Annotated in this window: 21 protein-coding genes; 17 read left to right on the top strand and 4 right to left on the bottom strand. The window is 58.2% G+C overall.

The features are described from left to right. Positions 1-2: 2 nt before the first annotated feature. The 4 genes from Q4E11_RS01050 (at position 3) to Q4E11_RS01035 (ending at position 4,425) form a co-directional block, all read left to right on the top strand. Positions 3-2,087 (top strand): acyltransferase family protein, encoded by a 2,085-nt coding sequence (locus tag Q4E11_RS01050; RefSeq protein WP_303162839.1) that lies wholly within the window; start codon positions 3-5, stop codon positions 2,085-2,087. 8 nt (positions 2,088-2,095) lie between these two features. After that, positions 2,096-2,974, top strand: coding sequence for an acyl-CoA thioesterase II (locus Q4E11_RS01045; protein WP_303162837.1), 879 nt, complete (start codon positions 2,096-2,098; stop codon positions 2,972-2,974). Next, positions 2,974-3,594, top strand: a complete 621-nt coding sequence (pdxT, locus tag Q4E11_RS01040; RefSeq protein ID WP_303162835.1) for a pyridoxal 5'-phosphate synthase glutaminase subunit PdxT — start codon at positions 2,974-2,976, stop codon at positions 3,592-3,594. The genes Q4E11_RS01045 and pdxT overlap by 1 nt, the downstream gene beginning before the upstream one ends. A gap of 78 nt (positions 3,595-3,672) precedes the next feature. Continuing rightward, positions 3,673-4,425, top strand: a complete 753-nt coding sequence (locus Q4E11_RS01035) for a YebC/PmpR family DNA-binding transcriptional regulator (protein WP_303162834.1) — start codon at positions 3,673-3,675, stop codon at positions 4,423-4,425. A 313-nt stretch (positions 4,426-4,738) separates the two neighbouring features. Here Q4E11_RS01035 and Q4E11_RS01030 read toward each other — a convergent pair whose 3' ends face one another. Next, entirely contained in the window at positions 4,739-5,203 is a 465-nt protein-coding gene (locus tag Q4E11_RS01030; protein ID WP_303162832.1) for a DUF3817 domain-containing protein, read from the bottom strand. Between the two features lie 116 nt (positions 5,204-5,319). Here Q4E11_RS01030 and ruvC point away from each other — a divergent pair, with 116 nt between their 5' ends. From ruvC to Q4E11_RS00990, 8 genes are all read left to right on the top strand, one after another. After that, the gene (ruvC, locus tag Q4E11_RS01025) at positions 5,320-5,877 is read left to right on the top strand and encodes a crossover junction endodeoxyribonuclease RuvC (protein WP_303162831.1); all 558 of its coding nucleotides are present in this window, start codon (positions 5,320-5,322) and stop codon (positions 5,875-5,877) included. Positions 5,878-5,914: 37 nt separating this feature from the next. Beyond that, complete coding sequence (ruvA, locus tag Q4E11_RS01020; RefSeq protein ID WP_303162830.1) at positions 5,915-6,535, top strand: Holliday junction branch migration protein RuvA; 621 nt, start codon at positions 5,915-5,917, stop codon at positions 6,533-6,535. Positions 6,536-6,601: 66 nt separating this feature from the next. Beyond that, entirely contained in the window at positions 6,602-7,726 is a 1,125-nt protein-coding gene (ruvB, locus tag Q4E11_RS01015) for a Holliday junction branch migration DNA helicase RuvB (protein WP_303162829.1), read from the top strand. 97 nt (positions 7,727-7,823) lie between these two features. Continuing rightward, complete coding sequence (gene yajC, locus Q4E11_RS01010) at positions 7,824-8,222, top strand: preprotein translocase subunit YajC (RefSeq protein WP_303162828.1); 399 nt, start codon at positions 7,824-7,826, stop codon at positions 8,220-8,222. A 308-nt stretch (positions 8,223-8,530) separates the two neighbouring features. After that, positions 8,531-10,408, top strand: a complete 1,878-nt coding sequence (secD, locus tag Q4E11_RS01005; RefSeq protein WP_303162826.1) for a protein translocase subunit SecD — start codon at positions 8,531-8,533, stop codon at positions 10,406-10,408. A 6-nt stretch (positions 10,409-10,414) separates the two neighbouring features. Beyond that, positions 10,415-11,632: a protein translocase subunit SecF gene (gene secF, locus Q4E11_RS01000; RefSeq protein WP_303162825.1), complete on the top strand. Its 1,218-nt coding sequence runs from the start codon at positions 10,415-10,417 to the stop codon at positions 11,630-11,632. A 113-nt stretch (positions 11,633-11,745) separates the two neighbouring features. Then, a complete protein-coding gene (locus tag Q4E11_RS00995; protein ID WP_303162824.1) occupies positions 11,746-12,282 on the top strand; it encodes an adenine phosphoribosyltransferase in 537 nt (178 codons plus the stop codon). Between the two features lie 7 nt (positions 12,283-12,289). Beyond that, the gene (locus tag Q4E11_RS00990) at positions 12,290-14,551 is read left to right on the top strand and encodes a bifunctional (p)ppGpp synthetase/guanosine-3',5'-bis(diphosphate) 3'-pyrophosphohydrolase (protein WP_303162822.1); all 2,262 of its coding nucleotides are present in this window, start codon (positions 12,290-12,292) and stop codon (positions 14,549-14,551) included. A gap of 149 nt (positions 14,552-14,700) precedes the next feature. Here the strand turns inward: Q4E11_RS00990 and Q4E11_RS00985 are convergent, their stop codons facing one another. Both Q4E11_RS00985 and Q4E11_RS00980 read right to left on the bottom strand, forming a co-directional pair. Beyond that, a complete protein-coding gene (locus Q4E11_RS00985) occupies positions 14,701-15,579 on the bottom strand; it encodes a peptidylprolyl isomerase (RefSeq protein ID WP_303162821.1) in 879 nt (292 codons plus the stop codon). A 151-nt stretch (positions 15,580-15,730) separates the two neighbouring features. Continuing rightward, positions 15,731-16,048: a hypothetical protein gene (locus Q4E11_RS00980; protein ID WP_303162819.1), complete on the bottom strand. Its 318-nt coding sequence runs from the start codon at positions 16,046-16,048 to the stop codon at positions 15,731-15,733. Between the two features lie 186 nt (positions 16,049-16,234). Here Q4E11_RS00980 and Q4E11_RS00975 point away from each other — a divergent pair, with 186 nt between their 5' ends. Further along, the gene (locus Q4E11_RS00975; RefSeq protein ID WP_303162818.1) at positions 16,235-16,906 is read left to right on the top strand and encodes an MBL fold metallo-hydrolase; all 672 of its coding nucleotides are present in this window, start codon (positions 16,235-16,237) and stop codon (positions 16,904-16,906) included. A gap of 70 nt (positions 16,907-16,976) precedes the next feature. Continuing rightward, positions 16,977-18,233, top strand: coding sequence for a histidine--tRNA ligase (gene hisS / locus Q4E11_RS00970; protein ID WP_303163459.1), 1,257 nt, complete (start codon positions 16,977-16,979; stop codon positions 18,231-18,233). Positions 18,234-18,282: 49 nt separating this feature from the next. Here the strand turns inward: hisS and Q4E11_RS00965 are convergent, their stop codons facing one another. Further along, on the bottom strand, positions 18,283-19,173 hold the full coding sequence (locus Q4E11_RS00965) for a neutral zinc metallopeptidase (RefSeq protein WP_303162817.1): 891 nt from the start codon (positions 19,171-19,173) through the stop codon (positions 18,283-18,285). Positions 19,174-19,341: 168 nt separating this feature from the next. Here Q4E11_RS00965 and aspS point away from each other — a divergent pair, with 168 nt between their 5' ends. From aspS to Q4E11_RS00950, 3 genes are all read left to right on the top strand, one after another. Then, positions 19,342-21,171, top strand: a complete 1,830-nt coding sequence (gene aspS, locus Q4E11_RS00960; protein ID WP_303162816.1) for an aspartate--tRNA ligase — start codon at positions 19,342-19,344, stop codon at positions 21,169-21,171. A gap of 133 nt (positions 21,172-21,304) precedes the next feature. Beyond that, positions 21,305-22,486, top strand: coding sequence for a phosphotransferase family protein (locus tag Q4E11_RS00955; protein ID WP_303162814.1), 1,182 nt, complete (start codon positions 21,305-21,307; stop codon positions 22,484-22,486). 5 nt (positions 22,487-22,491) lie between these two features. Beyond that, positions 22,492-23,946 (top strand): replication-associated recombination protein A, encoded by a 1,455-nt coding sequence (locus Q4E11_RS00950; RefSeq protein WP_303162812.1) that lies wholly within the window; start codon positions 22,492-22,494, stop codon positions 23,944-23,946. Positions 23,947-24,055 lie beyond the last annotated feature (109 nt).

Raw genomic sequence — 24,055 nt, 5'->3', positions numbered from 1 at the left:
GTATGGCTGTAAAAGGCGATGCGGTAACCGCGGTGGCACCGACCAAGCGTCGCAAGGACTTGGATGGTGTGCGTGGCCTCGCCATCGCCCTCGTAGTCATCTTCCACGTCTTTGTCGGCCGGGTTTCCGGTGGTGTGGACGTGTTTCTCATGCTGGCCGGATATTTTTTTCTCGGCTCTCAGATTCGTTACGCGGGTCGCCCGGGAGCACTGGCCAATCCGTTGTGGCCCCTGCTGCGAACCATTCGCCGTCTTGTGCCGTCGCTGGTGATGTCGATGGCCGGGGCGGCGCTAATCATGTTCTTGTTTGCCCCCGAATGGATTTCGGAGGAAATAACCAGGCAAGTTCGAGCGGCCTTGACCTACGTGCTCAACTGGGAACTTATCGCCCAGGATGCCGCGTATGCCGCTGCAACGACGACACCAAGCCCGCTGCAGCACCTGTGGTCTATGTCGGTGCAGGGGCAGTTCTATCTCATGGCAATCCTCGTCGGATCGCTGTGCGTCGTATGGCCTTTCTTCCGCACGCGGCTTGTCGGTCCGCTTCTCATCGTAGTGACGATCGTGTCCTTCGCATGGGCATCCCGCGGTGGCCTGTACGGAGGAATGGCCGACTACTACTCGACATGGACACGTCTGTGGCAGATGACGTTCGGTGGCGTTCTCGCCGTGTGCGGACACAAATTTCAGGTGCCCGCGAAGCTCAACGGTGTCGCCTCGTTTGTCGGCGTCGTGATGATGGTGGTGACGGGTTTTGTCATCCGTGACACGACGGCCTTTCCGGGCCCCCTGTCATTATTGCCAATCGGTGGTGCCACGCTCATTGTCCTGTCTAACGGCACGGGACGCACCAGCGATGTCCTACAGTCCGACTTCATGCAGTGGCTGGGCCGCATTGCCTATCCGCTGTACCTGTGGCATTGGCCGTTGCTGATTCTGATCTCCCATGCGACCGGCAACTGGGACGTGCCGGCGTGGCTCGGTGTCTTGGTCATTGCCCTGTCCCTTCTGCTCGCCGATGCGACGAATAGGTACATCGAAAGGCCTTTGCAAGAGCAGGGGCCACGTCGCACCCGTGATATGTTGGCCGTTCAAGCGTCGGATACCGTTCGCAAACCAAAGATTGCGGCGACGGCGGTTATCGGCACTCTTGTCGTGGCAGGCCTGTTCGCCAACACGGCGTGGATTGCCCATCTCGACCGGATCGATGCCCGTGAGCTGGATCCGGCCGTGTATCCAGGGGCTATGGCCGCATCCGGCAAGGTGTATGTACCTCCGACGGAGCTGTACCCGGAGCTGCCTGAGCACATCGGTACTCGGTCATGGCGCGACGGATGTCTGGTAAAGATGGATGCTCCCACCGACGAGTACCCAGACTGCGTCTACGGCGATGTTAGTGCGCAAACAACGGTGGCAATCGTTGGACACTCCCATGCGGACACGTATGTCGAGCCGTTGCATTTGCTCGGCCTGCAGCGGGGATTCCGCGTGGTGACCATGTTGCGCGAAGCCTGTCCGCTGACTGTGCGGACATCGTGGCTTGTCGACCGTGACTGCGTTGTTTGGTCCGGAGGCGCAATCGATCGTCTCATCGAGCTTGATCCCGACCTCGTTGTCTCTATGAGTACTACGTCGTCTCGTGGGCAACGCGACGAAGTCGAGCAGATTGTCACCGGCGCCGACGCTTTCTGGGCTGCGTTGGCTGACCATGGAATCCCGTTCCTCGGTCTGCGCGACAATCCTCGCCTTGTCGACGAGCACGGTGAGCCTTTCTATCCAAACAAGTGCATGCGCCAGGCTGATCACTGGGACAAGTGCGCCGTGGCGCGATCCCTTATATACGAGCCGGTCAACCCCGCTGACCGATATCTTTCGCAGTGGCCGACGGCACGATCCGTGGACACGTCCGACTGGTTCTGCCCGTTTGGCTGGTGCTCCCCGGTTATCGGCAATATCGTCGTCTACCGCGACCGTGACCATATGACCAATGCCTACGCCCGTTCGCTCGCCCCGCTCCTGGGAGAGGAAATCGATGCGGCGTTCGCCCAAGCGAACGCCGCTGGCGTAGGCGACAAGCATCGGAGATAATAAACATCATGTCTGACATCCGCGAAGTACTCGACCTCGAGCGTATCGACCGCGATATCTACCGCGGTCCCGTTATCGAATCGGTTCTCCAACGTACCTTTGGTGGCCAAGTCGCTGGGCAGGCGCTTGCGGCGGCGACGCGGACGGTAGGCAATACCTTTGCGGTGAACTCACTCCACGCCTACTTTGTAGGTCCGGGCCGCCCCCATATCCCGACGGTGTACTTGGTCAATCGCATTCGTGATGGCCGCTCTTTCTGCCACCGCTCCGTCGAAGCAGTTCAAGATGGCCGGACAATCTTTGTCATGCAGGTCAGCTTCCACCGCAAGGGGGACACCGGTATTGAGCATTCGGACATCATGCGCCGAGCGCCACAGCCGGAAGATGTGGTCACGGATACATCGCAGATGACCAACACCCGCAAACTGCTCATGCGTGAGTGGGCTGATTGGGACATCCGCGTTGTTCCGGAAGACCAATACGATCACAACAAGTACACGAAATCGCAGCAGCTGGTTTGGTTCCGATGCAAGGACCGCCTGCCAGATAATGAGACATTCCACGTGTGCACCCTTGCTTACATGTCGGATATGACGCTGCTATCGTCGGCTTTGGTTCCACACCCCGGTGTGGAGGTTCAAGAGGCCAGCCTTGACCACGCAATGTGGTTCATGCGTCCATTCCGCGCGGATGAATGGTTGCTCTACGACCAGATCTCACCGTCTGCACATGCAGGTCGCGCACTGACACACGGTCGCATCTTCAACCAGAGGGGCGAACTCGTTGCCGTCGTCACGCAGGAGGGGCTTACCCGCACGCTGGAACCGGGCGTTGAGCCAGTGCCAGTTGCGGCGAATTTCGATCCTCAAAGCGAGAACATCGATTAATGACCTCAGACCTCATCGGCATTCTTGCCCTGCAGGGCAATTTCGCCGAACACGGATACATTCTTGACAAGCTCGGTGTCGCGCATCGAAAAGTGCGATTGCCGCGCGACCTCGAAGGCCTCAGCGGCCTGATTATGCCCGGTGGGGAATCCACCACGATGAGCAAGCTCATGGTCTTCAATGAGCTAGAAAAGCCGCTGCGTGACGCACTGGCGAGTGGTCTGCCGGTATTCGGTACCTGCGCGGGCATGATTTTGCTTGCCGACGAAGTGTTGGACACCCGCGCGGACGCCATTAGCCTTTCCGCGATTGACATGACTGTTCGTCGTAACGCGTTTGGCCGGCAGGTGGATTCTTTCGAAACTGACCTGGATATGCCGACACTAAAGATTGCCGATGGTGAGCCGCCTGTGCATGCGGCCTTCATTCGAGCTCCGTGGGTGGAACGAATGGGCGAGGCCGTCGAAGTTTTGGCACGAGTTCCTGAAACCGCTGGTGAAGCGGCTGGAACGGTTGTTGGTGTGCGTCAGAATTCGGCAATGGCGACGAGTTTTCACCCGGAGTCAACCGGCGAGACGCGGGTGCACGAGTACTTTTTGCGTGAGCTTGTCGGAATTTAGCCCACCAATTTGTATAATGAACAGTCGAAGAATTCCCATCTACGTGGGTCTTAACGAGAGGATGGTTGGAACTAGCAGATGGCAGGTCATTCAAAGTGGGCGACCACTAAGCACAAGAAGGCTGCTAATGACGCCAAGCGCGCCAAAGAGTGGGCAAAGATGATCAAGAACATCGAGGTCGCGGCTCGTACCGGTGGCGGTGACCCGGCTGGTAACCCGACCCTCGATGACATGATTAAGAAGGCCAAGAAGGCCTCGGTTCCCAATGACAACATCGAGCGTGCGCGCAAGCGCGGTTCCGGTGAGGAATCCGGCGGCGCTGACTGGGAGACCATTGTCTACGAAGGCTACGCACCTGGCGGCGTTGCCCTGATTGTGGAATGCCTGACGGATAACCGTAACCGTGCTGCATCCGACGTTCGTTCGGCCTTCAACAAGAACAACGGCAATATGGCAGATAACGGTGCCGTGGCCTACCTCTTCGAAAAGAAGGGTGTTGTCGAGCTGCCGAAGGGCGACCTTACCGAGGACGACCTGCTGATGGCTGTGCTGGATGCAGGTGCCGAAGAGGTCAATGACCTGGGCGAGAAGTTCGAGGTTGTCTCCGCATTCACCGACCTGATGAACGTTCGCACCGCTCTGGTTGATGCGGAGATTGAGTACGATTCCGCAGATCAGGACTACCGCGCTGAGACCACCATCGCCCTCGATGCCGATGGAGCTCGCAAGCTGTTCCGCCTGATTGATGCTTTGGAAGAGTCCGATGACGTCCAGAACGTCTACTCCAACGCAGACATCAGCGACGAAGTTATGGCTGAGCTGGACGCTTAATCTTCAATCCGCTGCGTGCTGTGCTTTGCAGTTTGAAGCCGCGGTTTGGCTGCGCGGTTTTGCATTCGGCTGTGAAGGTTGCTGTAAATGTCCAGTGTGCAGGCTTTTGCAATAAATAATCCCCATCGGAGAGTGGTCCGATGGGGATTTTGCATAATAGCACCGTGTCGGCGCGCGTTCGGGCGTGCTAGCTGTTCTTCTTAGCTCATGTCGATGAGCTATCCACTTGCCGATGCGCTATAGCGTGGCCATGGGTGAAAATCTCATCGATATGTGGCGGCCAACGCAGGTTACAACGTCCTGCCAAGAGGTTTTAAGAGAACCACTGTGTGGGTGGTCCGGCCATAAGCAGCAGGGTAAAGACAATGAGAAGGATGCCCAGGATAACGAAAGCGGAAACAAATGGGCGACGGATAACCATCGAGAGCACCCATTCGAAGATATCAGCAGGCTCTTCTTCGGGGTCGGTAAAGCGCCACGGCTTATCCAACAGTCCTGCCTTGAGCGTGTTCTGCTCAAACGGATAGGTGGCAAACGGGATGATGGACGAAGCCAATCCGACTACGCCTCGGCCAAAGCTCCAGCGCTGATTAATCCACACCAAAATGGTGGTGACCAAGTAGCAAAGGAAGGTGAAACCGTGGAGACCACCGAAAATTGAGGTCGCCGCATCGGTAACCTTGAATACGTACTTCAGCGCCATTCCCAGGATCAGCAGCGCCCACGTAATCATTTCGGCTGCAGCCAAGACACCATAGAGTTTCTTTGGTGAATTCATGGTGACTAAATTAGCAGAATCGCTGAAAACTGCCCCTCAATGACATCCATGCAAACAGCTGTTCGAAATGTGGTATTAGTTGTTACGTGAGTTATCGAGCTAAACCGTTGCGAGTAATGGGCATTGACCCAGGGCTTACGCGCTGTGGTCTCTCAATTGCGGAGGGGGCACAGGGCAGAAAAGTAATCCCCATCGCTGTCGGTGTTGCTCGTACGCCAACCACGGCCTCGTTGGAGGATCGTCTGCTGCGGCTATCAAACGCGGTTGAGCAGTGGATGGATGAATATGAGCCGGATGTTGTCGCCATGGAAAGGGTATTCGAACGTGGCAATGTCTCCACGGTGATGCAGACAGCGCACGCGGTTGGGGTGTTAGTTCTGGCAGCAGCTCGCCGCGGGTTGGAAGTGCATATGTATACCCCGTCAGAGGTCAAGAAAGCACTGACCGGCAACGGCAGAGCAGACAAAAAGCAGATGACTACGATGGTGACGAGGATTCTGGGGCTGGAGACTCCGCCTAAACCTGCGGACGCGGCAGATGCTTTAGCTATTGCCATCTGCCACTGTTGGCGTGGTCCGGTGCTCCAGCGTCAGAAGGAGACGTTGGAAGCTATTGCGGCACAACAACGGGCTCGAGAAGCGAGCTTTGCTCAGCGGCACAGTGCATCGAAATAATCGGCTCGAATGGCCAAAGCGAAAGGACTTGTGAGAAGTGATTGCATCCCTGCGCGGTGAGGTTATCGACCTCGGTGCTGATTTCTGTGTGATTGAGTGCGGCGGTGTTGGACACTTGGTCACCATTACCGGGAAAGTGGCCTCGCAGCTGGTTCGTCATGAAGAGACCTTTATGTTGACCACGATGACGGTCCGCGAGGATGCCATCACGCTCTTCGGTTTTGCCAATTCGCAGGAACGCGAAATGTTTGCACTTCTGCGCTCGGTATCGACTGTCGGGCCGAAGGTCGCCATGGCCATTTTGTCGGTTCTAACTCCGGCGGAGATTGCCAATGCTGTGGCCTCTAAAAATGGTAAGGCTCTGCAGGCGGCAAACGGCGTCGGAAAGCGCCTTGCGGAGCGCTTGTTGGTGGAGCTGAAGGACAAGGTCGAGGTATTTGCTGACCGGGCGGTGTCCAGTACTGAGGGGACAGCGGGAGTTGCGGCCCCGGGCATCGAGCTCAAGGCTGACTTGGATCAGGTTGTTGGTGCTCTGGTGGGGCTTGGGTTCCCTGAATCGGAAGCAAATGCTGCTGCGGAATCGGTTGTTCGGATTGATCCGTCGCTGGATACGTCGATGGCATTGCGTGCTGCACTGAAGACGTTGGGGGAGAAGTAGCTGCTGTTCGCAAGGTCAGAGTCGGTCGAGGATTGTGGGGCAGTGGTGAACTAGGATGAGGGGACTATGAGCGATATCGAGCGCACGGAATTTAATGTGTCTGGCAACTCCTTCGGCGGTGGCGTATCCGGTGCCGGTTTCGGTGCTGACACTGCGGCCGGCGCTGGAGCAGGAGGCGATGGCCACCGCGATGTGGATGCTCGAGCGCAATTTGAAGAGCTCGACGCGGAGTCGAATCTGCGCCCGAAGTCGCTGGGTGAGTTTATTGGTCAGCCAAAGGTTCGTGAACAACTGGATTTGGTTTTGGCCGGTGCGAAAGGGCGCAAGGTAGCGCCGGATCATATTTTGCTCTCCGGTCCGCCCGGCCTGGGCAAAACCACGATGGCCATGATTATTGCGCAGGAGATGGGCACGTCGTTACGTATGACATCCGGTCCAGCGCTCATTCGCGCCGGTGACCTCGCAGCCATGCTGTCGAACCTGATGGAGGGCGATATCCTCTTCATCGACGAGATTCACCGTATTGCCCGCCCAGTGGAAGAAATGCTCTATATGGCTATGGAGGATTTCCGAATTGATGTCATTGTCGGCAAGGGGCCGGGTGCTACGTCAATTCCTCTGGAGATTCCGCCGTTTACTCTGGTAGGTGCGACAACTCGGTCGGGTATGCTCACCGGTCCACTGCGTGACCGCTTCGGTTTCACCGCGCAGATGGAGTTCTATGAGGTAGAGGACCTGACTAAGGTGGTGACTCGTGCCGCTGGAATTCTGGGAGTCGACATAAGCCCAGATGCAGCAGTAGAGATTGCCTCTCGCTCCCGCGGTACCCCACGAATTGCCAACAGGCTGCTGCGTCGAGTTCGTGATTTTGCCGATGTGCATTCCGGCGGTGTCATTGACCTTGGAGCCGCCAGGGCCGCGCTGATCGTTTTTGATGTTGATGAACTGGGGCTGGACCGTCTGGACCGCGCTGTCCTGACTGCGCTGGTCAAAGGACACGGTGGCGGCCCGGTTGGCGTGAATTCGCTCGCGCTTGCAGTAGGTGAGGAGCCATCGACTGTTGAAGAAGTGTGTGAGCCGTACCTGGTGCGTGCCGGCATGATTGCGCGTACGTCCCGCGGACGTGTGGCCACCGCACGTGCCTGGGAACATTTGGGTATGGAACCGCCAGCGGGAACAATCGGCACCTAAAACCAGATCTAATACGGCGCCAAAAACATCTGAATAGGTAGAAGGTTGGCGGGGTCATGTGGAATTGCGACCTGGCAATTCGTTAGACTCGGCAATCATGGATCAATTTATTCTCCTCCTACTAATTGTCTTGTTCTTGGCCGTGCCAATCTGGCAGATCATGAAGCAAAACAAGCAGGTCCGCAACATCCGGGATATGCAGTCGAAGCTGGTTCCGGGCGCTGAGGTTATCACCGGTTCCGGTATGCACGGTGTCGTCGTCGATACCTCGGACACCACTGTCGACCTGATTATCGCCGACGGCATTGTCACGCGCTGGGAGAAGGCTGCAATTGCCCGCAACCTGTCCGAGGGCACTGGAGCTGATTACGCCCACCGCGATCAGCGCGCTAGCCACGCCGACAACGCTGACGCAACTGGTGAGGATTCCTCTACCAACGCATCTGAGGATTCCGCCAACCCAGGCGAGCAGCCGGGCGAGACCACCGATAAGTAGGAAAATCCAGTATGGCCGCTTGCATCATTAAAAGCAGCGGCCATTTGCCATGTTGAGGGCAATCGACCGTAGACATCACGGCGCACTCTGCCCCCGAGCGTGGAAAATTTGCCAATCAGGTACCAGCAAAACCGGCGCGCAGCGCTAAATCGGATATTCTCTAGCGGTTGGTGTTTATAACTTTGCTTGGCGACGTCCGCAATGTCTCCTCAATGGAAATTGCGTGGGTTCGCGGTGCGGTTATGGACACGCGTTTCTATCCGAAGCGTCTTTAAGTACCTAAACGTCACTATTCAGGAGACTTTGCTTTGAACAGCAAATCCAGATCAGGTGCGAATACGTTCAAGAGGAATTGGCCACAGTGGCTGCTGGCCCTGTTCGTATGCTTCCTCGTTCTCACGTACGCACTCGTCCTATTCACCGGCGACAGATCGCTCAAGCCGAAACTTGGTATCGACCTGCAGGGTGGTACTCGAGTGACTCTGGTGCCGCAGGGTGAGAACCCAACTCGTGACCAGCTCGACCAGGCTCGAAAGATTCTGGAAAATCGTGTCAACGGTATGGGCGTCAGTGGTGCACAGGTCGTTACTGACGGTGACACGTTGGTCATCACGGTGCCGGGCGAAGACTCACAGGAGGCTCGTACACTGGGCCAGACATCGCAGCTGTTCTTCCGCCCGGTCGTCCAGCCCACAGAGGGGCCGGATGAAGCTCGTTTTAGCGAGGTCGTCAAGAAGACCGCCGAGGACTGGGTTTCCGTTGGCGTGCTGTCGAAGGAAGATGCCACCAAGCGCGTCGATGCCCTGTACAAGGACATGCAGGCCACCCAGAAGCAGGCAATCGATGCCTTCAAGCAACAGAACCCAGGTCAGCCGGTTCCGGAGGAAATGTCCAAGTCGCTGGGCGAGGCCCCGAAGCTGGAAGCCACGACGCCGGAGAAGCCGGGTAACTCCATCGAGGCCGCTGAGCTGCGTACGAAGGTCCGCGATGTCATGCTGGCTACCCGTCAGTCTGATGACGTGACTACGCAGTTCGCCGCAGCGTCGCTGATGAAGTGTGACGACCCCAATGCCACCGACCCGCTGCAGGGCGCAGATGATCCGGCCAAGCCGCTGGTGACCTGTGCGCCGGAGGGTGGCAAGGCCATCTTCTTGGATAAGGCACCGCTGCTGATTGGTGAGAAGGACGAGGTCAAGGGCAAGCGACTGTCTGGCGATGACATTGACACCAATGCACCAATCAACGGCGGCTACGACCAGCAGTCCGGCCAGATCCAGGTTTCCTTCAGCTTCAAGGCCGGCAAGAATGACACCGGCGCTCGTTCCTGGACAAAGCTGACTGAGGACTACCAGCAGCAGCAGGTAGCAATCGTGCTGGACTCGAAGGTCATCTCGGCACCGGTCATTCAGGAGCCGACCCCAGTCGGTTCGGCTACGCGCATTACCGGTGACTTCACCATCGATGAAGCACAGGCCCTTGCCAATAACTTGCGCTACGGTGCCTTGCCGCTGTCGTTTGCCGGTGAAGATGGCGAGCCGGGTGGTACCACAACTACCATTCCACCGATGCTCGGTAGCGCCTCGCTGCAGGCAGGTTTGCTCGCCGGCATTATCGGTATCGCACTCATCGTGGTCTACGCTGCAGTTCTCTACCGCGGACTTGGTCTAATCTCGATGATCTCGCTGGCATCTGCTGGTGCGATGGTCTACGGTGTCCTGGTTCTGCTGGGCCGCTGGATCGGCTATTCGCTTGATCTTGCTGGTATCGCCGGCATCATTATTTCCATTGGTGTGACCGCCGACTCCTTCATCGTGTTCTTCGAGCGCATCAAGGATGAGATTCGCGCAGGCAGGACGTTCCGCTCCGCAGTACCGCACGCTTGGCGACGGGCACGGCGCACAATCCTGTCGGGTAACTTCGTGTCCATCATTGCGGCCGTGGTTCTGTACATCCTGGCAATCGGTGATGTTCGCGGATTCGCATTCACACTCGGCCTATCCACGTTCTTCGATATTGTGACCGCATTCCTGGTCACAGCACCGCTGGTGATCCTCGCTACTCGGAAGTGGCCGGCACTGTCGAAGCCGTCCATGAATGGCTTTGGCTCGGTGATGGATGTCGCTCGCAAGAACCGTGCATCTGCCACTGCTGAGGCAAGCACCTCCGGCTCGAATGAGGGGAAGTAAGAACCCATGAAAACTACTCAGACGACACCGGTTATTACTGAAGAATCCACCTCGGCTTCCGAGGACTCCTTCTTCCGCCGCCTCTACACCGGTGAGGGCGGCATCGAGATCGTCGGAAAGCGTAAGCGCTGGTACCAGATCGCCGCTGGTGTCATTATTGTTGCCGTGCTGTCGATGCTTATCCGCGGTTTCAGCCTCGGCATTGACTTTGAAGGCGGCACCAAGATGACGATGCCGCCGGCATCGGTGACTACGGAGCAGGCCGAGAAGGTCTTTACAGACGCCACCGGCGTAACCCCGGAGATGGTTCAGATTATCGGCTCTGGCGAGGGCCGCATTCTGGAGATTACTTCGGAGAAGCTGACGCAGGATGAAATCAACCAGGCTCGTATCGCCTTGGATGATGCGTTCAAGCCAGTCAACGAGCAGGGCGAACAGACTCCGGATGCCATCGGTGACTCGACGGTCTCCGAGTCCTGGGGCTCGTCAATTACCAACCGCATGCTAGTTGCGGCAGTGGTGTTCCTGGCTCTGGTGTTTGCGTACATCACCATTCGATTTGAGCGAGATATGGCAATTGCGGCGATCCTCTCGCTGCTTGTCGATGCCGTGGTCATCATGGGCATCTACGCTCTGATTGGTTTCGATGTCACTCCGGCAACGGTGATCGGTCTTTTGACCGTGCTGTCGTTTTCGCTGTACGACACCGTGGTGGTCTTCGACAAGGTCGATGAAAACACCGCAGGGTACCGTTCGTCGACACGAAGGACTTACTCGGAACTGGTCAACCTCGCGGTGAACCAGACAATCATGCGTTCGATCAACACCACTGTGTCGACGATGCTGCCGATTCTGGCGCTGATGATTATCGCCGTTGGAATGCTGGGCGTCGGTACGCTGAAGGACCTCGCCCTGGTTCAGCTGATCGGCATTGTGCAGGGTACGTTCTCCTCGATCTTCCTGGCGGCGCCACTGCTGGTGTCCTTGAAGTCGCGCCAGCGGGATTACCGCAAGCACGATGAGGCAGTGCTGGAAGCGCGTGCACAGGGCTCGGCCAAGGTCTCTGTAGCTGCCGAAAGTACAGATGAGGATGGCGTCGCGGTGGATCCGTCGGCAAGCGATATTGAACAGAGCGCTACGCCGAAGCGGACAGTGTCCACCCCGAAGCCGCCGTCTGAAGGCGGCGATGACGGCATGCCGTTGTCCTGGCGTCCGGGGCAGTAAATACAAGGTGTGCGCCCCGTGAGATAGGGGTGAAACTACTTTCAAAACGCACAGTGCGGGTATCGTTGACAGGTACCCGCACTTTTGCTTTTCCTTAAAAGGAGCTTAAACCTGTGTCGTATGCACACGCGCGAGAGGCGTTGAAGGACAAGATTCGCCTCGTACCTGATTTTCCCGTCGAAGGTGTCCTCTTCGAGGACTTGATGCCTGCGCTTGCCGACGCAGATGCATTCGCGCTCATCGTGGATGAAATCGCCGAGAAGGTGGAAGAATTCGGTGCCGACTGTATCGGCAGTCTGGATGCGCGTGGCTTCCTGCTGGGCTCGGCCGTGGCATACAAGCTGGGACTGGGGGTACTGGCTGTTCGAAAGAAGGGCAAGCTGCCGCCGCCGGTGCTGACCGAGGAATATGACTTGGAGTACGGCACGGCAGCACTGGAGATTCCGGCCGATGGCATGGAGCTGAAGGGCAAGAGGGTAGTCCTCGTTGATGATGTGCTCGCAACTGGTGGCACCATGGCAGCGGCTCGAAAGCTGCTAGAGCACTCCGGGGCTGAAGTCACAGGCCTGTGCACTGTTCTGGAAGTCCAGGGCTTGGGCGCTCGGGAGAAGTTCGCTGATCTTCCCGTGTTTGTCGTTAACGAGGAGTGAATGAGCGATGGCTGATGGGCCTGCACGTCGGTATGGTGCGCGCTTAGCGCGAAGCCTCACTGGTAACCGGACACGTATTCGTCCGGTGCTCGATCCGCTGGTGGCGGTGCACCGACAGGTGCATCCACGCGCGGATTTGGCCGTGCTGCAGCGCGCCTACGACACCGCTGAGCGCCTGCACGAGGGCGTGTACCGCAAGTCCGGTGAGCCGTACATTACTCACCCGCTGGCTGTTGCGACTATTGCCGCCGAAATTGGCATGGATACCACCACGCTGGTGGCAGCACTGTTGCACGACACCGTCGAGGACACCGACTACACGCTGGCAGACTTGGAAAAGGACTTTGGCCCGGAGGTAGCTCGACTGGTTGATGGCGTGACCAAGTTGGACAAGGTCGCGCTCGGTTCTGCTGCGGAAGCAGAAACAGTCCGCAAGATGATTATCGCCATGAGCCAGGATCCACGTGTGCTGGTTATCAAGGTCGCGGACCGCCTGCACAATATGCGCACGATGCGCTTTTTGCCACCCGAGAAGCAGGCTAAGAAGGCCCGCGAAACACTCGAAGTTATCGCTCCGTTGGCGCACCGCCTGGGTATGGCCAGTGTGAAGTGGGAGTTGGAAGACCTCTCCTTCGCCATTTTGTACCCGAAGAAGTATGACGAGATTGTGCGCCTTGTCGCCGATCGCGCACCCCAGCGCGATCGCTATATCCAAGAGGTCTCCGACATTATTCGCAAGGAGCTCAAGGAGTCGCACATTTCGGCTGAGGTCCAGGGACGGCCGAAGCACTACTGGTCGATTTACCAGAAGATGATGGTGCGCGGCCACGAGTTCGACGAGATCTTTGACTTGGTGGGCTTGCGTGTCTTGGTGGATACCACCAAGGACTGCTACGCCGCGATGGGTGCTGTGCACTCGCTGTTCAAGCCGATGCCTGGCAGGTTCAAGGACTATATCTCCGCGCCGCGTTTCGGCGTCTACCAGTCGCTGCACACAACGGTGATTGGCCCGGGTGGCGCGCCATTGGAAGTGCAGATTCGTACCCACGAAATGCATTACAACGCTGAGTACGGCATTGCCGCGCATTGGCGTTATAAGGAAACCAAGGGCTCTCACAAGGGAGACTCCGCTGAAGTCGATCAGATGGCGTGGATGCGTCAGCTGCTGGATTGGCAGCGTGAGGCAGCCGACCCCAACGAGTTTTTGGATTCGCTGCGCTATGACCTCTCGGTAACCGAGATTTTTGCCTTCACCCCGAAGGGCGATGTCATTACTCTGCCTACGGACTCCACTCCGGTGGACTTTGCCTACGCGGTGCACACCGAGGTCGGTCACCGCTGTATTGGTGCCAAGGTCAACGGCAAGTTGGTGGCGCTGGAATCGCCGCTGAAGACCGGCGATCGCGTGGAAATTTTCACGTCCAAGGACGCTCATTCCGGGCCGTCAAAGGACTGGGAGAAGTTTGTTAAGACTCCGCGCGCGAAGGCGAAGATTCGTCAGTGGTTTGCCAAGGAGCGTAGGGAAGAGGCGCTCGATGCCGGCCGCGATGCGCTGGCCGCTGAAGTGCAGCGCGGTGGACTGCCTATGCACCGCCTGTTTACGCCCGCCTCAATCAAGCAGATTGCCTCGGAGCTGCATTACGCCGACGTCGATGCGCTCTACACCGCTATTGGTAAAGGGCAGGTCTCTGCACAGCATGTGACCAATCGGCTGGTCGCGCAGTTCTCCAGTGCCGATGATGCTGAAGATCAGTTGGCCGAGCGCACACCGCTGTCGAAGATGCAGGTTGCGAACACTGCCCGTCGTGCGGACAGCACCGGTGTGCTCGTTGCCGGCAGTGCGGACATGGCTGCCAAGCTCGCGAAATGCTGTACGCCGGTGCCGGGCGACTCCATCTTCGGCTTCGTCACCCGCGGTGGCGGTGTCAGCGTGCACCGAACAGACTGCACGAACGCGGACAAGCTACACGAAGAGCCCGAACGCATCATTGATGTGTCGTGGGCCACGGATTCGTCCGGCGCCGTCTTCATGGTTACCGTGCAAATTGAGGCACTCGACCGTCACGGTCTGCTGTCGGAAATCACCCGCGTCATCTCCGATCAGAAGGTCTCAATTCTGTCGACCACCTCTCACACAGCAGAAGATCGCGTCGCAGTCATGCGGTTCAGCTTCGAAGTCTCCGACACCAAGCAGATGGGCTACATCATCAATGTTCTGCGCGGCGTCGAGGGAGTCTTCGATGTCTACCGCGTCACCTCTGGTCAGTAATCGCTTGACGACGTCCGCCTGGTTGCCGGCCTAACCGCGCGGAGGGCTTCGGTGTCCTCCTGTGTCGTGTGGGACCTACATTAGGCACGAAAGAGCCCTGGAGGAGTCAATTCACAAGACTCCATCCAGGGCTTTCGCGGAGACCGAATTTACTCAGAGACCTTGGCCTTCTCGATCTTCACTTCCTTGGCCGGCTTGCCGTCAGAGGTGCCGCCGCCTTCGATACCGTTCTTGGCAATCTTCTCAACGGTCTTGGTGCCGTCATCAGTCATCGAACCCAGCAGGGTGTACTGCGGTGGCAGCTGGGAATCAGCCCAGTTGAGGAAGAACTGGCTGCCGTTGGCATCCGGATCGCTCGGGTTAGCCATTGCGATGGAACCCTTCGGGTAGACCAGCGGGGTGTTGGGATCCAGGTCGGCGTCCTTGACCGGCCATTCGCCAGCGAACTTGAATCCCGGACCACCGGTACCGGTGCCCGTCGGGTCACCACACTGCAGGACATTCAGGCCACCACCGGTAATGCGGTGGCAGACGCTGTCATCAAAGTAGCCAGACTTAGCCATGTGCTCGATAGCGTTGACACCACATGGTGAGACGGAGCGGTCGAGCTCCATCGGAATTTCGCCCTGGTTGGTGTTCAGAGTGACCGTGACAGTGCCAGTGGCCGGAACATTGTCGGTGGCTGGCTTGTCAATGTCCTTGGAAGCCTGGCCGTCATCCGGGTACTCACAGGTGACGGTCTCCGGCAGAGCGGTAGTGCGGCTCATCGGAACCTTCTCACCGCTGACCGGGGTAGCCTCCAGCGCAACTGGCTCAACGGAGGTCTCAGAGGACTGATCGGCTGCCTGGTTGTCGTCAGCGCTACCTGCTGTCGTCAGCAGGTAGATGCCACCGCCGATAACCACCAGGATTGCCAGCGTGGTCACGACAACGCCCAGAGGCTTCAGCTTCTCGGCACGGTCGCGGCGCTTTAGTTCGCGCTCCAGCGTCCGCATCGCATCTTTGCGCCTTTGTTCATTGTTGGCCACTAGTTACTCTCCGTATCTATTAAGTCGTCTGTTGCCGGTGACATCATCACCAAGGCGACAAGCCTGCCCATCGAAATGACCGAGGAAGAGCAATTAGCTCACTCCGTCACTTCTCGCATACACAAACGACCATTATGCCCGCAACGCCTCATCATTTGCGAGATGACAGGCCAATGAACGTAGGGAAGGTGTGAGTGGATTGTTCTCGTAGAGCTTCGACGGCCTCCATGATGCCGACACCGGGGTGCTGACGACGGTGCTTTTTGACCTTTTCCGGAGTGATGCAGCTCCTACTTCGACCAGCGGCTTCAACTGCCTGATCAGTGGTGCGACTATCGCGATAGCCCAGCCAGGCGACAAACGCGGCGATAGCAGAAATGATGGCGGAGATCTGGAGGTGGCCGGTCATGCCGAATCCCACGGCCGCCATCAGCAGGGCAGCGCCGGTGAGGTAGTACGCAATCTTCATAGAAATTCCATTCGTGTTGGTTCCAATTGCCAATGAACAGTTCTACGAGCATCACCAAGCGGCAGCCGATGTTTTAGCAAGACCTTAACAGCGTAGAAAAATTTACGTTCGGATGTTCTTCGAATGGTCTTCGGATGTACTTCGTATGGCCTCAGTGCAGGTTGAGAATCTATAGAATGGGTCGGCATGGAGATATTTGGATTTGCAGCCGGCCCGTTCCAGACCAACTGCTATGTCGCCACTGGCGCTCCGAAAATGGACGAGCTTGCGACACCATGCGTAATCATTGACCCCGGCATGGGAGCATTTGACGTTGTTCGTGCTGAGGTGGAAAAGCGCAACTGGAAGCCCGAGGCCATTCTGCTGACCCACGGTCATATCGACCACATTCGTGACGTGGCGCAGGCTGCGGCTCACTGGGATATCCCAGTTCTCATTCACCCTGAAGACAATTTCATGCTGGCCAATCCAAAGATTGGTGCGTCGCAGTTCGCGCAGCTGTTTGATGTCGATAATATGCAGGCCTACTCGGAGGCTGAAACGTACGTCGATGGTGATGAAGTAAAGTGGGGTGGCTTGAACTTCGAGGTCATTCACGCCCCTGGTCACTCGCCGGGATGCGTTATGCTCCGCGCATCCGATGGCAGCGATGAACTCGTCTTCAGTGGTGATGTGTTGTTCCAGGGTTCTGTGGGGCGCACGGACCTTCCAGGCAGCAATCCTGAGCAGATGCAGCAGTCTCTGAAGAATAAGGTCTTGCCACTGCCGGATGAGCTCATGATTCTTCCGGGGCACGGACCCGCCTCGTCGATAGGCGATGAGCGCGCGACCAACCCGTTTCTGCAGGAACTGACCTAGCCTGGCTGACACGTCGCCATGTGCGGCAGGTAGAGTAAGCGGAGTGAACTCTAGCCAGAAACCAAAGAAGATGAAGCCATTCTCCGCGCCCAAGGGTGTGCCGGATTACGTCCCGCCGGTATCCCGCGAATTCGAGGCGGTGCGTAACTCTTTCCAGCACCGTGCTCGGCTGGCGGGTTATGAGCACATTGAGCTGCCAATCTTTGAGGAAACAGGGCTGTTTGCCCGTGGCGTGGGTGAGTCCACCGATGTGGTCACCAAGGAGATGTACACTTTCGCCGACCGCGGCGATCGCTCCGTTACGCTGCGCCCCGAAGGCACCGCGGGCGTGATGCGCGCAGTGATCGAGCACAATCTCGATCGCGGTCAGCTGCCGGTCAAACTGTCGTACGCCGGCCCCTTCTTCCGCTACGAGCGCCCGCAGGCCGGTCGTTACCGTCAGCTGCAGCAGGTCGGCGTCGAGGCAATCGGCGTGGACGACCCGGCGCTGGACGCTGAGGTTATCGCGCTTGCCGACGCATGCTTCCGCGGCATCGGTCTCGATGGATTCCGTCTTGAGCTAACCAGCCTCGGCGATAACACCTGCCGCCCGGAATACCGCAAGAAGCTGCAGGAATTTCTGTTTGATTTGCCGCTCGATGAGGAGACTCGCCACCGCGCTGATATCAATCCGCTGCGCGTACTGGATGATAAGCGTCCGGAAATGCAAGAGATGCTTGCCGACGCGCCTTTGATGCTGGACTACCTGTCAGATAGTGCCCGCAGCCACTTTGAGATAGTTACCGGTCTGCTGGATGACATGGAGATTCCGTACACCATCAACCCACGTATGGTGCGTGGCCTGGATTACTACACCAAGACGTGCTTCGAGTTCGTTCACGACGGTCTCGGCGCACAGTCCGGCATTGGCGGTGGTGGACGCTATGACGGTCTCATGGCACAGCTGGGTGGGCAGGAGCTCTCCGGCATTGGCTTTGGCCTGGGTGTCGACCGCGCTCTGCTAGCGCTTGAGGCAGAGGGCAAGCAGGCCAGCGATGGTCGCCGCGTTGATGTCTACGGTGTCGCTCTCGGTGAGGAAGCTGCACGCGAAATGGCAGTTCAGATCAACAAGCTGCGTCGCGCTGGTATCCGCACTGATATGTCCTACGGTGGTCGCGGTCTCAAGGGCGCCATGAAGGGCGCCGACCGTGCAGGTGCTCGCTTCGCACTGGTTCTCGGCGAGACCGAGCTGGCCGCTGGTGAGGTTCAGGTCAAAAACCTGGAATCTCACGAGCAGCACGCAGTGAAGCTGGCCGACCTGGTGCAGGAACTGCAGGCGCGCATCTAACGCTGCATCACATTGGCCGTCTGACGAGCCAAGTTGGCGCTGCGGCGCTTTAGCGGTATACGCCACGCTGCAGCGTGTCGCACTGAGACATCTGACCGGTCTTGTATCCGGTCAGGAAATACTCGGTGCGCTGCTCAGCAGAACCATGTGTCCAGGAATCCGGCTGGACGCCCTGACCACTGTGCTGCTGAATGGTGTCATCGCCAATGGCCGTGGTCGTCTTGAGGGTGTCAGCAACCTGCTCGTCGGAAAGCGGCTCCAAAATGGCATCCGGCCCCTTGTCGGCGTAGTGCGCCCAAATGCCCGCGTAGCAGTCTGCCTGCAGCTCAATTTTCACCGCATCGGAGTCAGCGCCAGGGTTGTTGTAGTCACTGAGTCCCAGCGTGCCTTCCAGTTTTTGAAGGTGGTGGCCGAACTCGTGGGCTACTACGTACTCCTGAGCCAGCGGGCCGTTGCCGCCACCCATCTGCTCCAAGGTGTGGAAGAAGTCTCCATCGAAGTATGCGGTTTCGTCAGCGGGGCAGTAGAACGGGCCTGTTGATGACGACGCCGCACCGCAGCCCGTGCGGGTGCCTTGCGAGAACAGCACCAAGTTGGGCTGAGTGTATTCAATGCCGGCTTGAGCTGGTAGCTGCTGCGACCAGACATGGTCTAGGGAAATTCCGGTGAACTCGACGCGGCAGTCGACTTTTTCATTGGCGTCGGCGCCGGTTTGGCAGTTGTCTTGGGAAGCTGTTTGCTCGACGGAGTTGGGGGAATTGCCGCCCTGCACACCAGTGATTTGATTGAGGTCTGAGGGGTCTCCGCCCAGAAGCAGGAAGAGCCCGATCAGGACTAGTCCGCCGAGGCTGCCGCCGCCGATGGCGATGGTGCGGCCGCTGCCACCGCTGCGGCGTTCAGCGCGAGCCGAGCTCTTTTGAAAATCATTCCGGAAGGTCATGACTGATAGCCTATTGCACTGGCCGTTACGGTGACTCGGTATGAATGCAAAAGTTATTTAACCGGGGTCGTCGTATAGGTGTCCGCGCTTCAAGGTAGACTACACGGACGAAACCGCTATCTTCAGCGTTAATCCATATAGCACCAATTTTGGAAGGACCAATTCGCAGTGCTTCGTACGCATCTTGCCGGAGATCTCCGCGCTGACCTCGCCGGCAGCACAGTAACCCTGACCGGATGGGTCGGACGCCGCCGCGACCACGGTGGCGTGATCTTCATTGACATGCGTGACCGCTCCGGTTACGCCCAGGTCGTGTTCCGCAACAGCGAGGTCGCTGAGCGGGCTCACCACCTGCGCAGCGAGTACTGCATCCAGGTCACTGGTGTCGTGGAGAAGCGCCCGGAGGGCTCGGAGAACCCGAACCTGGCCTCGGGTGAAATTGAGGTCAACGTCACTGATTTGACCATTCTCAATGAGTCTGCTGCGCTTCCGTTCCAGTTGGAGGATGTCGGAACTTCTGGCACCGTCGGTGAAGAGGCACGCCTGAAGTACCGCTACTTGGACCTGCGCCGCGAGGGCCCGGCAAAGATTATGCGTCTGCGCGCTGCCGTCAACCGCGCTGCCCGCAAGGTTCTGGACAGCCACGACTTCACTGAGATCGAAACTCCGACTCTGACGCGCTCCACTCCGGAAGGCGCACGTGACTTCCTGGTTCCGGCTCGCCTGAAGCCGGGCACTTTCTACGCTCTGCCACAGTCGCCACAGCTGTTCAAGCAGCTGCTCATGGTCGCTGGCATGGAGCGCTATTACCAGATTGCCCGCTGTTACCGCGATGAGGACTTCCGTGCTGACCGTCAGCCGGAGTTCACTCAGCTCGACGTTGAGATGAGCTTCGTCGACCAGGATGATGTCATCGCTCTGGCTGAGGAAATTCTGGTCGCCATCTTCGCTGAGGCTGGCGTAACTGTGCAGACTCCGATTCCGCGCATGACCTTCAAGGAGGCCATGGAGAAGTACGGTTCCGACAAGCCGGACCTGCGCTTCGACATTCCGTTGGTGGACTGCACGGAGTTCTTCAAGGACACCACCTTCCGCGTGTTCCAGAACGACTACGTGGGTGCAGTTGTCATGGAAGGTGGCGCATCCCAGCCACGTCGTCAGCTCGACGCATGGCAAGATTGGGCCCGTCAGCGCGGCGCTAAGGGCTTGGCCTACATCCTGGTTCAGGAGGATGGCACCCTCGGCGGCCCGGTCGCCAAGAACATCACCGACGCAGAGCGCGAAGGTATCGCCGCTCATGTTGGCGCTAAGCCGGGTGACTGTATCTTCTTCGCAGCAGGCGACGCCAAGAGCTCCCGCGCACTGCTGGGCGCTGCCCGCGGTGAAATTGCCAACAAGCTCGGCCTGATCAAGGAAGGCGACTGGGCCTTCACCTGGGTCGTCGACGCACCGCTGTTCGAGCCTGCAGCAGATGCCACCGCCTCCGGTGACGTTGCACTGGGCCACTCTCAGTGGACTGCAGTTCACCACGCCTTCACCTCTCCGAAGCCGGAGCACATGGATACCTTCGATAAGGATCCGGGTAGCGCTCTTGCTTACGCTTACGACATCGTCTGCAACGGCAACGAGATCGGTGGCGGCTCGATCCGTATCCACCGTCCGGACGTTCAGAAGCGCGTCTTCGACGTCATGGGCATCGGTGAGGAAGAGGCACAGGAGCAGTTCGGCTTCCTGCTGGACGCATTCCAGTACGGCGCTCCGCCGCACGGCGGCATCGCATTCGGCTGGGACCGCATCGTGTCCCTGCTGGCTGGTGTTGACTCCATCCGTGAAGTGATTGCATTCCCGAAGTCCGGCGGCGGCGTCGATCCGCTGACCGATGCTCCGACTCCGATTACCGCTCAGCAGCGTAAGGAGTCCGGTATTGACTTCAAGCCGAAGCCGAAGGCCGAGGCTGCGAAGGCTGCTGCAGGTAACGCAAAGACCGAAGCTAAGTAAGACAACCACCAAAAAGAAGGGGCGCAAGGCTCGGGCTCACGCATGAGCCGAAGCGCCCCTGAACAAAGGCGATAAGAGGCCACTTCGCACTTTCCTTATCGCCTGACTGACTGGCTCATTGAAAGGGCATTCAATGGAGTACTCGGACGACGACGAAAAAGCTGTGCAGCAAGTCGTAGCCGACGCAGAACAATTGCTGTCAGCACGCTTTGGCGGCAAACCTAATCTGTCTGAACCCGAAATCCTTGCAGGCCAGTCAAATGCCCTGGTGGTGCGTGTCCGAGTCGGGTCAAATCCGTTCATGCAGGAGCGCACCGCCGTCGTCAAGCAAATGCCCGCAGCCTCGGAGGGCATCGACCCCGCCGTCCTGCGTGAGGTAGTGGCATACCAGTTCCTCAACACACTGCCTGACGACGTTCGCCCGGGCCCACAGCTGCTCGCGTATGACGTATCCAGGCAGTTGCTGGTCCTGAGTGATGTCGGCGTGGTCGATACGTTGGCCGATGTTCTTATCAGCGGCGATGAAGAGCGCCGCCTTCGGGCATTCCGCGGACTTGGCGCCTCGTTGGGGCGTATGCACATTCATACGCACACCCGTGAAGAGGGCTTTGAAACTCTGCGCCGTCGGCTGTGGACCAAGAACAAGGTCAAGGGCGAGTCTCTCTACGCGCGCGATAAGGGCATCGTCGACGCGATTGACTTTGGAATCCGTGCTTTTGAGGGCTCTGGAATTGCCGTTCCCGACGCGGTGCGTTCGTTTGGAGCAGACGCTGCTCGTCGGATTGAAAAGGGCACGCACCGCGCTTTTACTCCATTTGACCTGGCGCCTGACAATATCCTGCTGGCCGACAAAGTCCAGTTCCTCGACTACGAATGGGCCGGATACCGAGATGTGCTCTTTGATGTCGCAAGCGTTGTTGCCGGCTTCCCGCTGCATGTCTTTGTGGAGCGCCCTACGGAGGCGGAAGTCGATGTCTTCATTCGCGCTTGGATTGAGGAGATTCGCGACCAGTGGTATCGCGGCACCGATGAGCGCCGACTGCTTGCCTTCATTGCAGCGGCACTCGTAGGCTGGTTGTTCATTTCAGCAACGGTCGTGTTCTTCGGCTCGCCCATGGAAGCACTGTGGGTGGACCATGAAGACCGCTCCGATCTGAAACCCCAGCTCGGAGGCTCGGCGTTGGAGCGACGCGACATGGCCAACACCGCGCGTGCCGTCGCTCAATTCGCGCAAAAGTGCGACGACGACCGCGCTGTAGAGCTCGAGCAATTCGCGCACACGGTTATCGAGTTTCTCGAAAACGAAGAGGAGTAGAAGCAGTGGCGGACCCGGATCAAGTCCCATCGAGTGGTGTAAATCGCAGCTCCGCCGACTCCGAGCCCGCGCTTTTCGACGAGCCTTCGGTGCCCAGCTCGGCTGCGAAAAAGAACTCAGCAGTGGGAAATAGCTCCAGTTCGGATGCGCAGACCTATTTTCATCCCGGTGCCCATGCGCCGCTGGCAGTGCGGATGCGACCACGCAATCTCGATGAGGTTGTGGGGCAAGATCACTTGCTCGGCCCAGGCACGCCACTTCGCAGGCTTGTCGACGGCGGCGGTGATACCTCCGTCATTCTCTTTGGCCCACCCGGGACGGGAAAGACGACTCTAGCCAGCCTGATTTCTTCCGCGACTGGCCGCCATTTCGAGGCACTATCGGCGCTTAATGCTGGTGTGAAGGAAGTTCGCGCTGTCATTGAAACGGCTCGTCGCACACTGATCAATGACGGCGTCCAGACGGTCCTTTTCATCGACGAAGTCCATCGTTTTTCCAAGACTCAACAGGATGCTCTTCTGGGAGCGGTGGAAAACCGCATTGTGCTGCTGGTGGCAGCAACGACGGAAAACCCATCGTTTTCCGTTGTTTCCCCGCTGCTCAGCCGCTCGTTGCTCTTGCAGTTGCATCCGCTGGATGATGACGCCGTCGGCACGCTTATTGACCGTGCCTTGGTCGATGAACGTGGTCTGGCTGGGCGTGTGGCTATGTCGGATGAGGCACGCGGGCAGCTTATTGCGCTGGCCTCGGGCGATGCTCGTCGTTCGCTGACCTATTTGGAGGCCGCGGCAGAAGCGGTCGCTGATGGTGGCACAATCAGCGCGGAGACGTTGTCGGCATCTATTAACCGAGCCGTGGTTCGATACGACCGCGATGGGGATCAGCACTACGATGTCACCAGTGCGTTTATTAAGTCGGTGCGAGGTTCCGACGTGGATGCTGCGCTGCATTATCTGGCCCGCATGATTGAGGGTGGGGAAGACCCGCGGTTTATTGCTCGGCGCATCATTATTTTGGCAAGCGAGGACATCGGTATGGCTGATCCGACCGCGCTGCAAACTGCGGTGGCTGCCGCGCAGGCAGTTGCGATGATTGGCATGCCAGAGGCGCGGCTGACGTTGGCGCAGGCGACAATTCATCTGGCCACGGCGCCGAAATCGAATTCGGTGATAAACGCCATTGATTCGGCTCTCAAAGATGTGCGCCAAGGCAAGGCGGGACCTGTGCCGCCGCACCTGCGCGATGGCCATTACAGCGGTGCCAAGGACTTGGGCCATGCGGTCGACTACGTCTATCCCCACAATGATCCGATGGGGGTGGTGGCGCAGCAGTACCCACCGGACCAGCTTGTTGGTACCGACTACTTTGTTCCGTCCAATCACGGCCGGGAAAATGGCATGGCGGATTACCTAGGCCGGATTCGAAGGATTGTCAGAGGCAATCGTCGTAACGCAAAGTAGGAGTGGCAAGCGTGGTGCCGAGGGGAAAAGCTCATTGCTTCGGACTCGGCGGGGTGGGTTTAAACTTGCTCGAACTAAGCGGGTAGACTGCTAGTTTTGTATTAAACAT

This window comes from Corynebacterium sp., from assembly GCF_030532195.1.
Lineage (GTDB): Bacteria > Actinomycetota > Actinomycetes > Mycobacteriales > Mycobacteriaceae > Corynebacterium.
The sequence above is the reverse complement of the archived record's forward strand: the minus strand, read 5'-3'. Positions and strand labels throughout refer to the sequence as shown.

Excerpts from the sequence above, each read along its gene's own strand:
- Q4E11_RS00965 (WP_303162817.1), bottom strand. The coding sequence starts at position 19,173 with ATGACCTTCCGGAATGATTTTCAAAAGAGCTCGGCTCGCGCTGAACGC.
- ruvB (WP_303162829.1), top strand. The coding sequence starts at position 6,602 with ATGAGCGATATCGAGCGCACGGAATTTAATGTGTCTGGCAACTCCTTC.
- hisS (WP_303163459.1), top strand. The coding sequence starts at position 16,977 with ATGAAGCCATTCTCCGCGCCCAAGGGTGTGCCGGATTACGTCCCGCCG.
- secF (WP_303162825.1), top strand. The coding sequence starts at position 10,415 with ATGAAAACTACTCAGACGACACCGGTTATTACTGAAGAATCCACCTCG.
- Q4E11_RS00980 (WP_303162819.1), bottom strand. The coding sequence starts at position 16,048 with ATGAAGATTGCGTACTACCTCACCGGCGCTGCCCTGCTGATGGCGGCC.
- ruvC (WP_303162831.1), top strand. The coding sequence starts at position 5,320 with ATGGGCATTGACCCAGGGCTTACGCGCTGTGGTCTCTCAATTGCGGAG.
- Q4E11_RS00990 (WP_303162822.1), top strand. The coding sequence starts at position 12,290 with ATGGCTGATGGGCCTGCACGTCGGTATGGTGCGCGCTTAGCGCGAAGC.
- yajC (WP_303162828.1), top strand. The coding sequence starts at position 7,824 with ATGGATCAATTTATTCTCCTCCTACTAATTGTCTTGTTCTTGGCCGTG.
- Q4E11_RS00975 (WP_303162818.1), top strand. The coding sequence starts at position 16,235 with ATGGAGATATTTGGATTTGCAGCCGGCCCGTTCCAGACCAACTGCTAT.
- Q4E11_RS01050 (WP_303162839.1), top strand. The coding sequence starts at position 3 with ATGGCTGTAAAAGGCGATGCGGTAACCGCGGTGGCACCGACCAAGCGT.
- pdxT (WP_303162835.1), top strand. The coding sequence starts at position 2,974 with ATGACCTCAGACCTCATCGGCATTCTTGCCCTGCAGGGCAATTTCGCC.
- Q4E11_RS00955 (WP_303162814.1), top strand. The coding sequence starts at position 21,305 with ATGGAGTACTCGGACGACGACGAAAAAGCTGTGCAGCAAGTCGTAGCC.
- Q4E11_RS01035 (WP_303162834.1), top strand. The coding sequence starts at position 3,673 with ATGGCAGGTCATTCAAAGTGGGCGACCACTAAGCACAAGAAGGCTGCT.
- Q4E11_RS01030 (WP_303162832.1), bottom strand. The coding sequence starts at position 5,203 with ATGAATTCACCAAAGAAACTCTATGGTGTCTTGGCTGCAGCCGAAATG.
- Q4E11_RS01045 (WP_303162837.1), top strand. The coding sequence starts at position 2,096 with ATGTCTGACATCCGCGAAGTACTCGACCTCGAGCGTATCGACCGCGAT.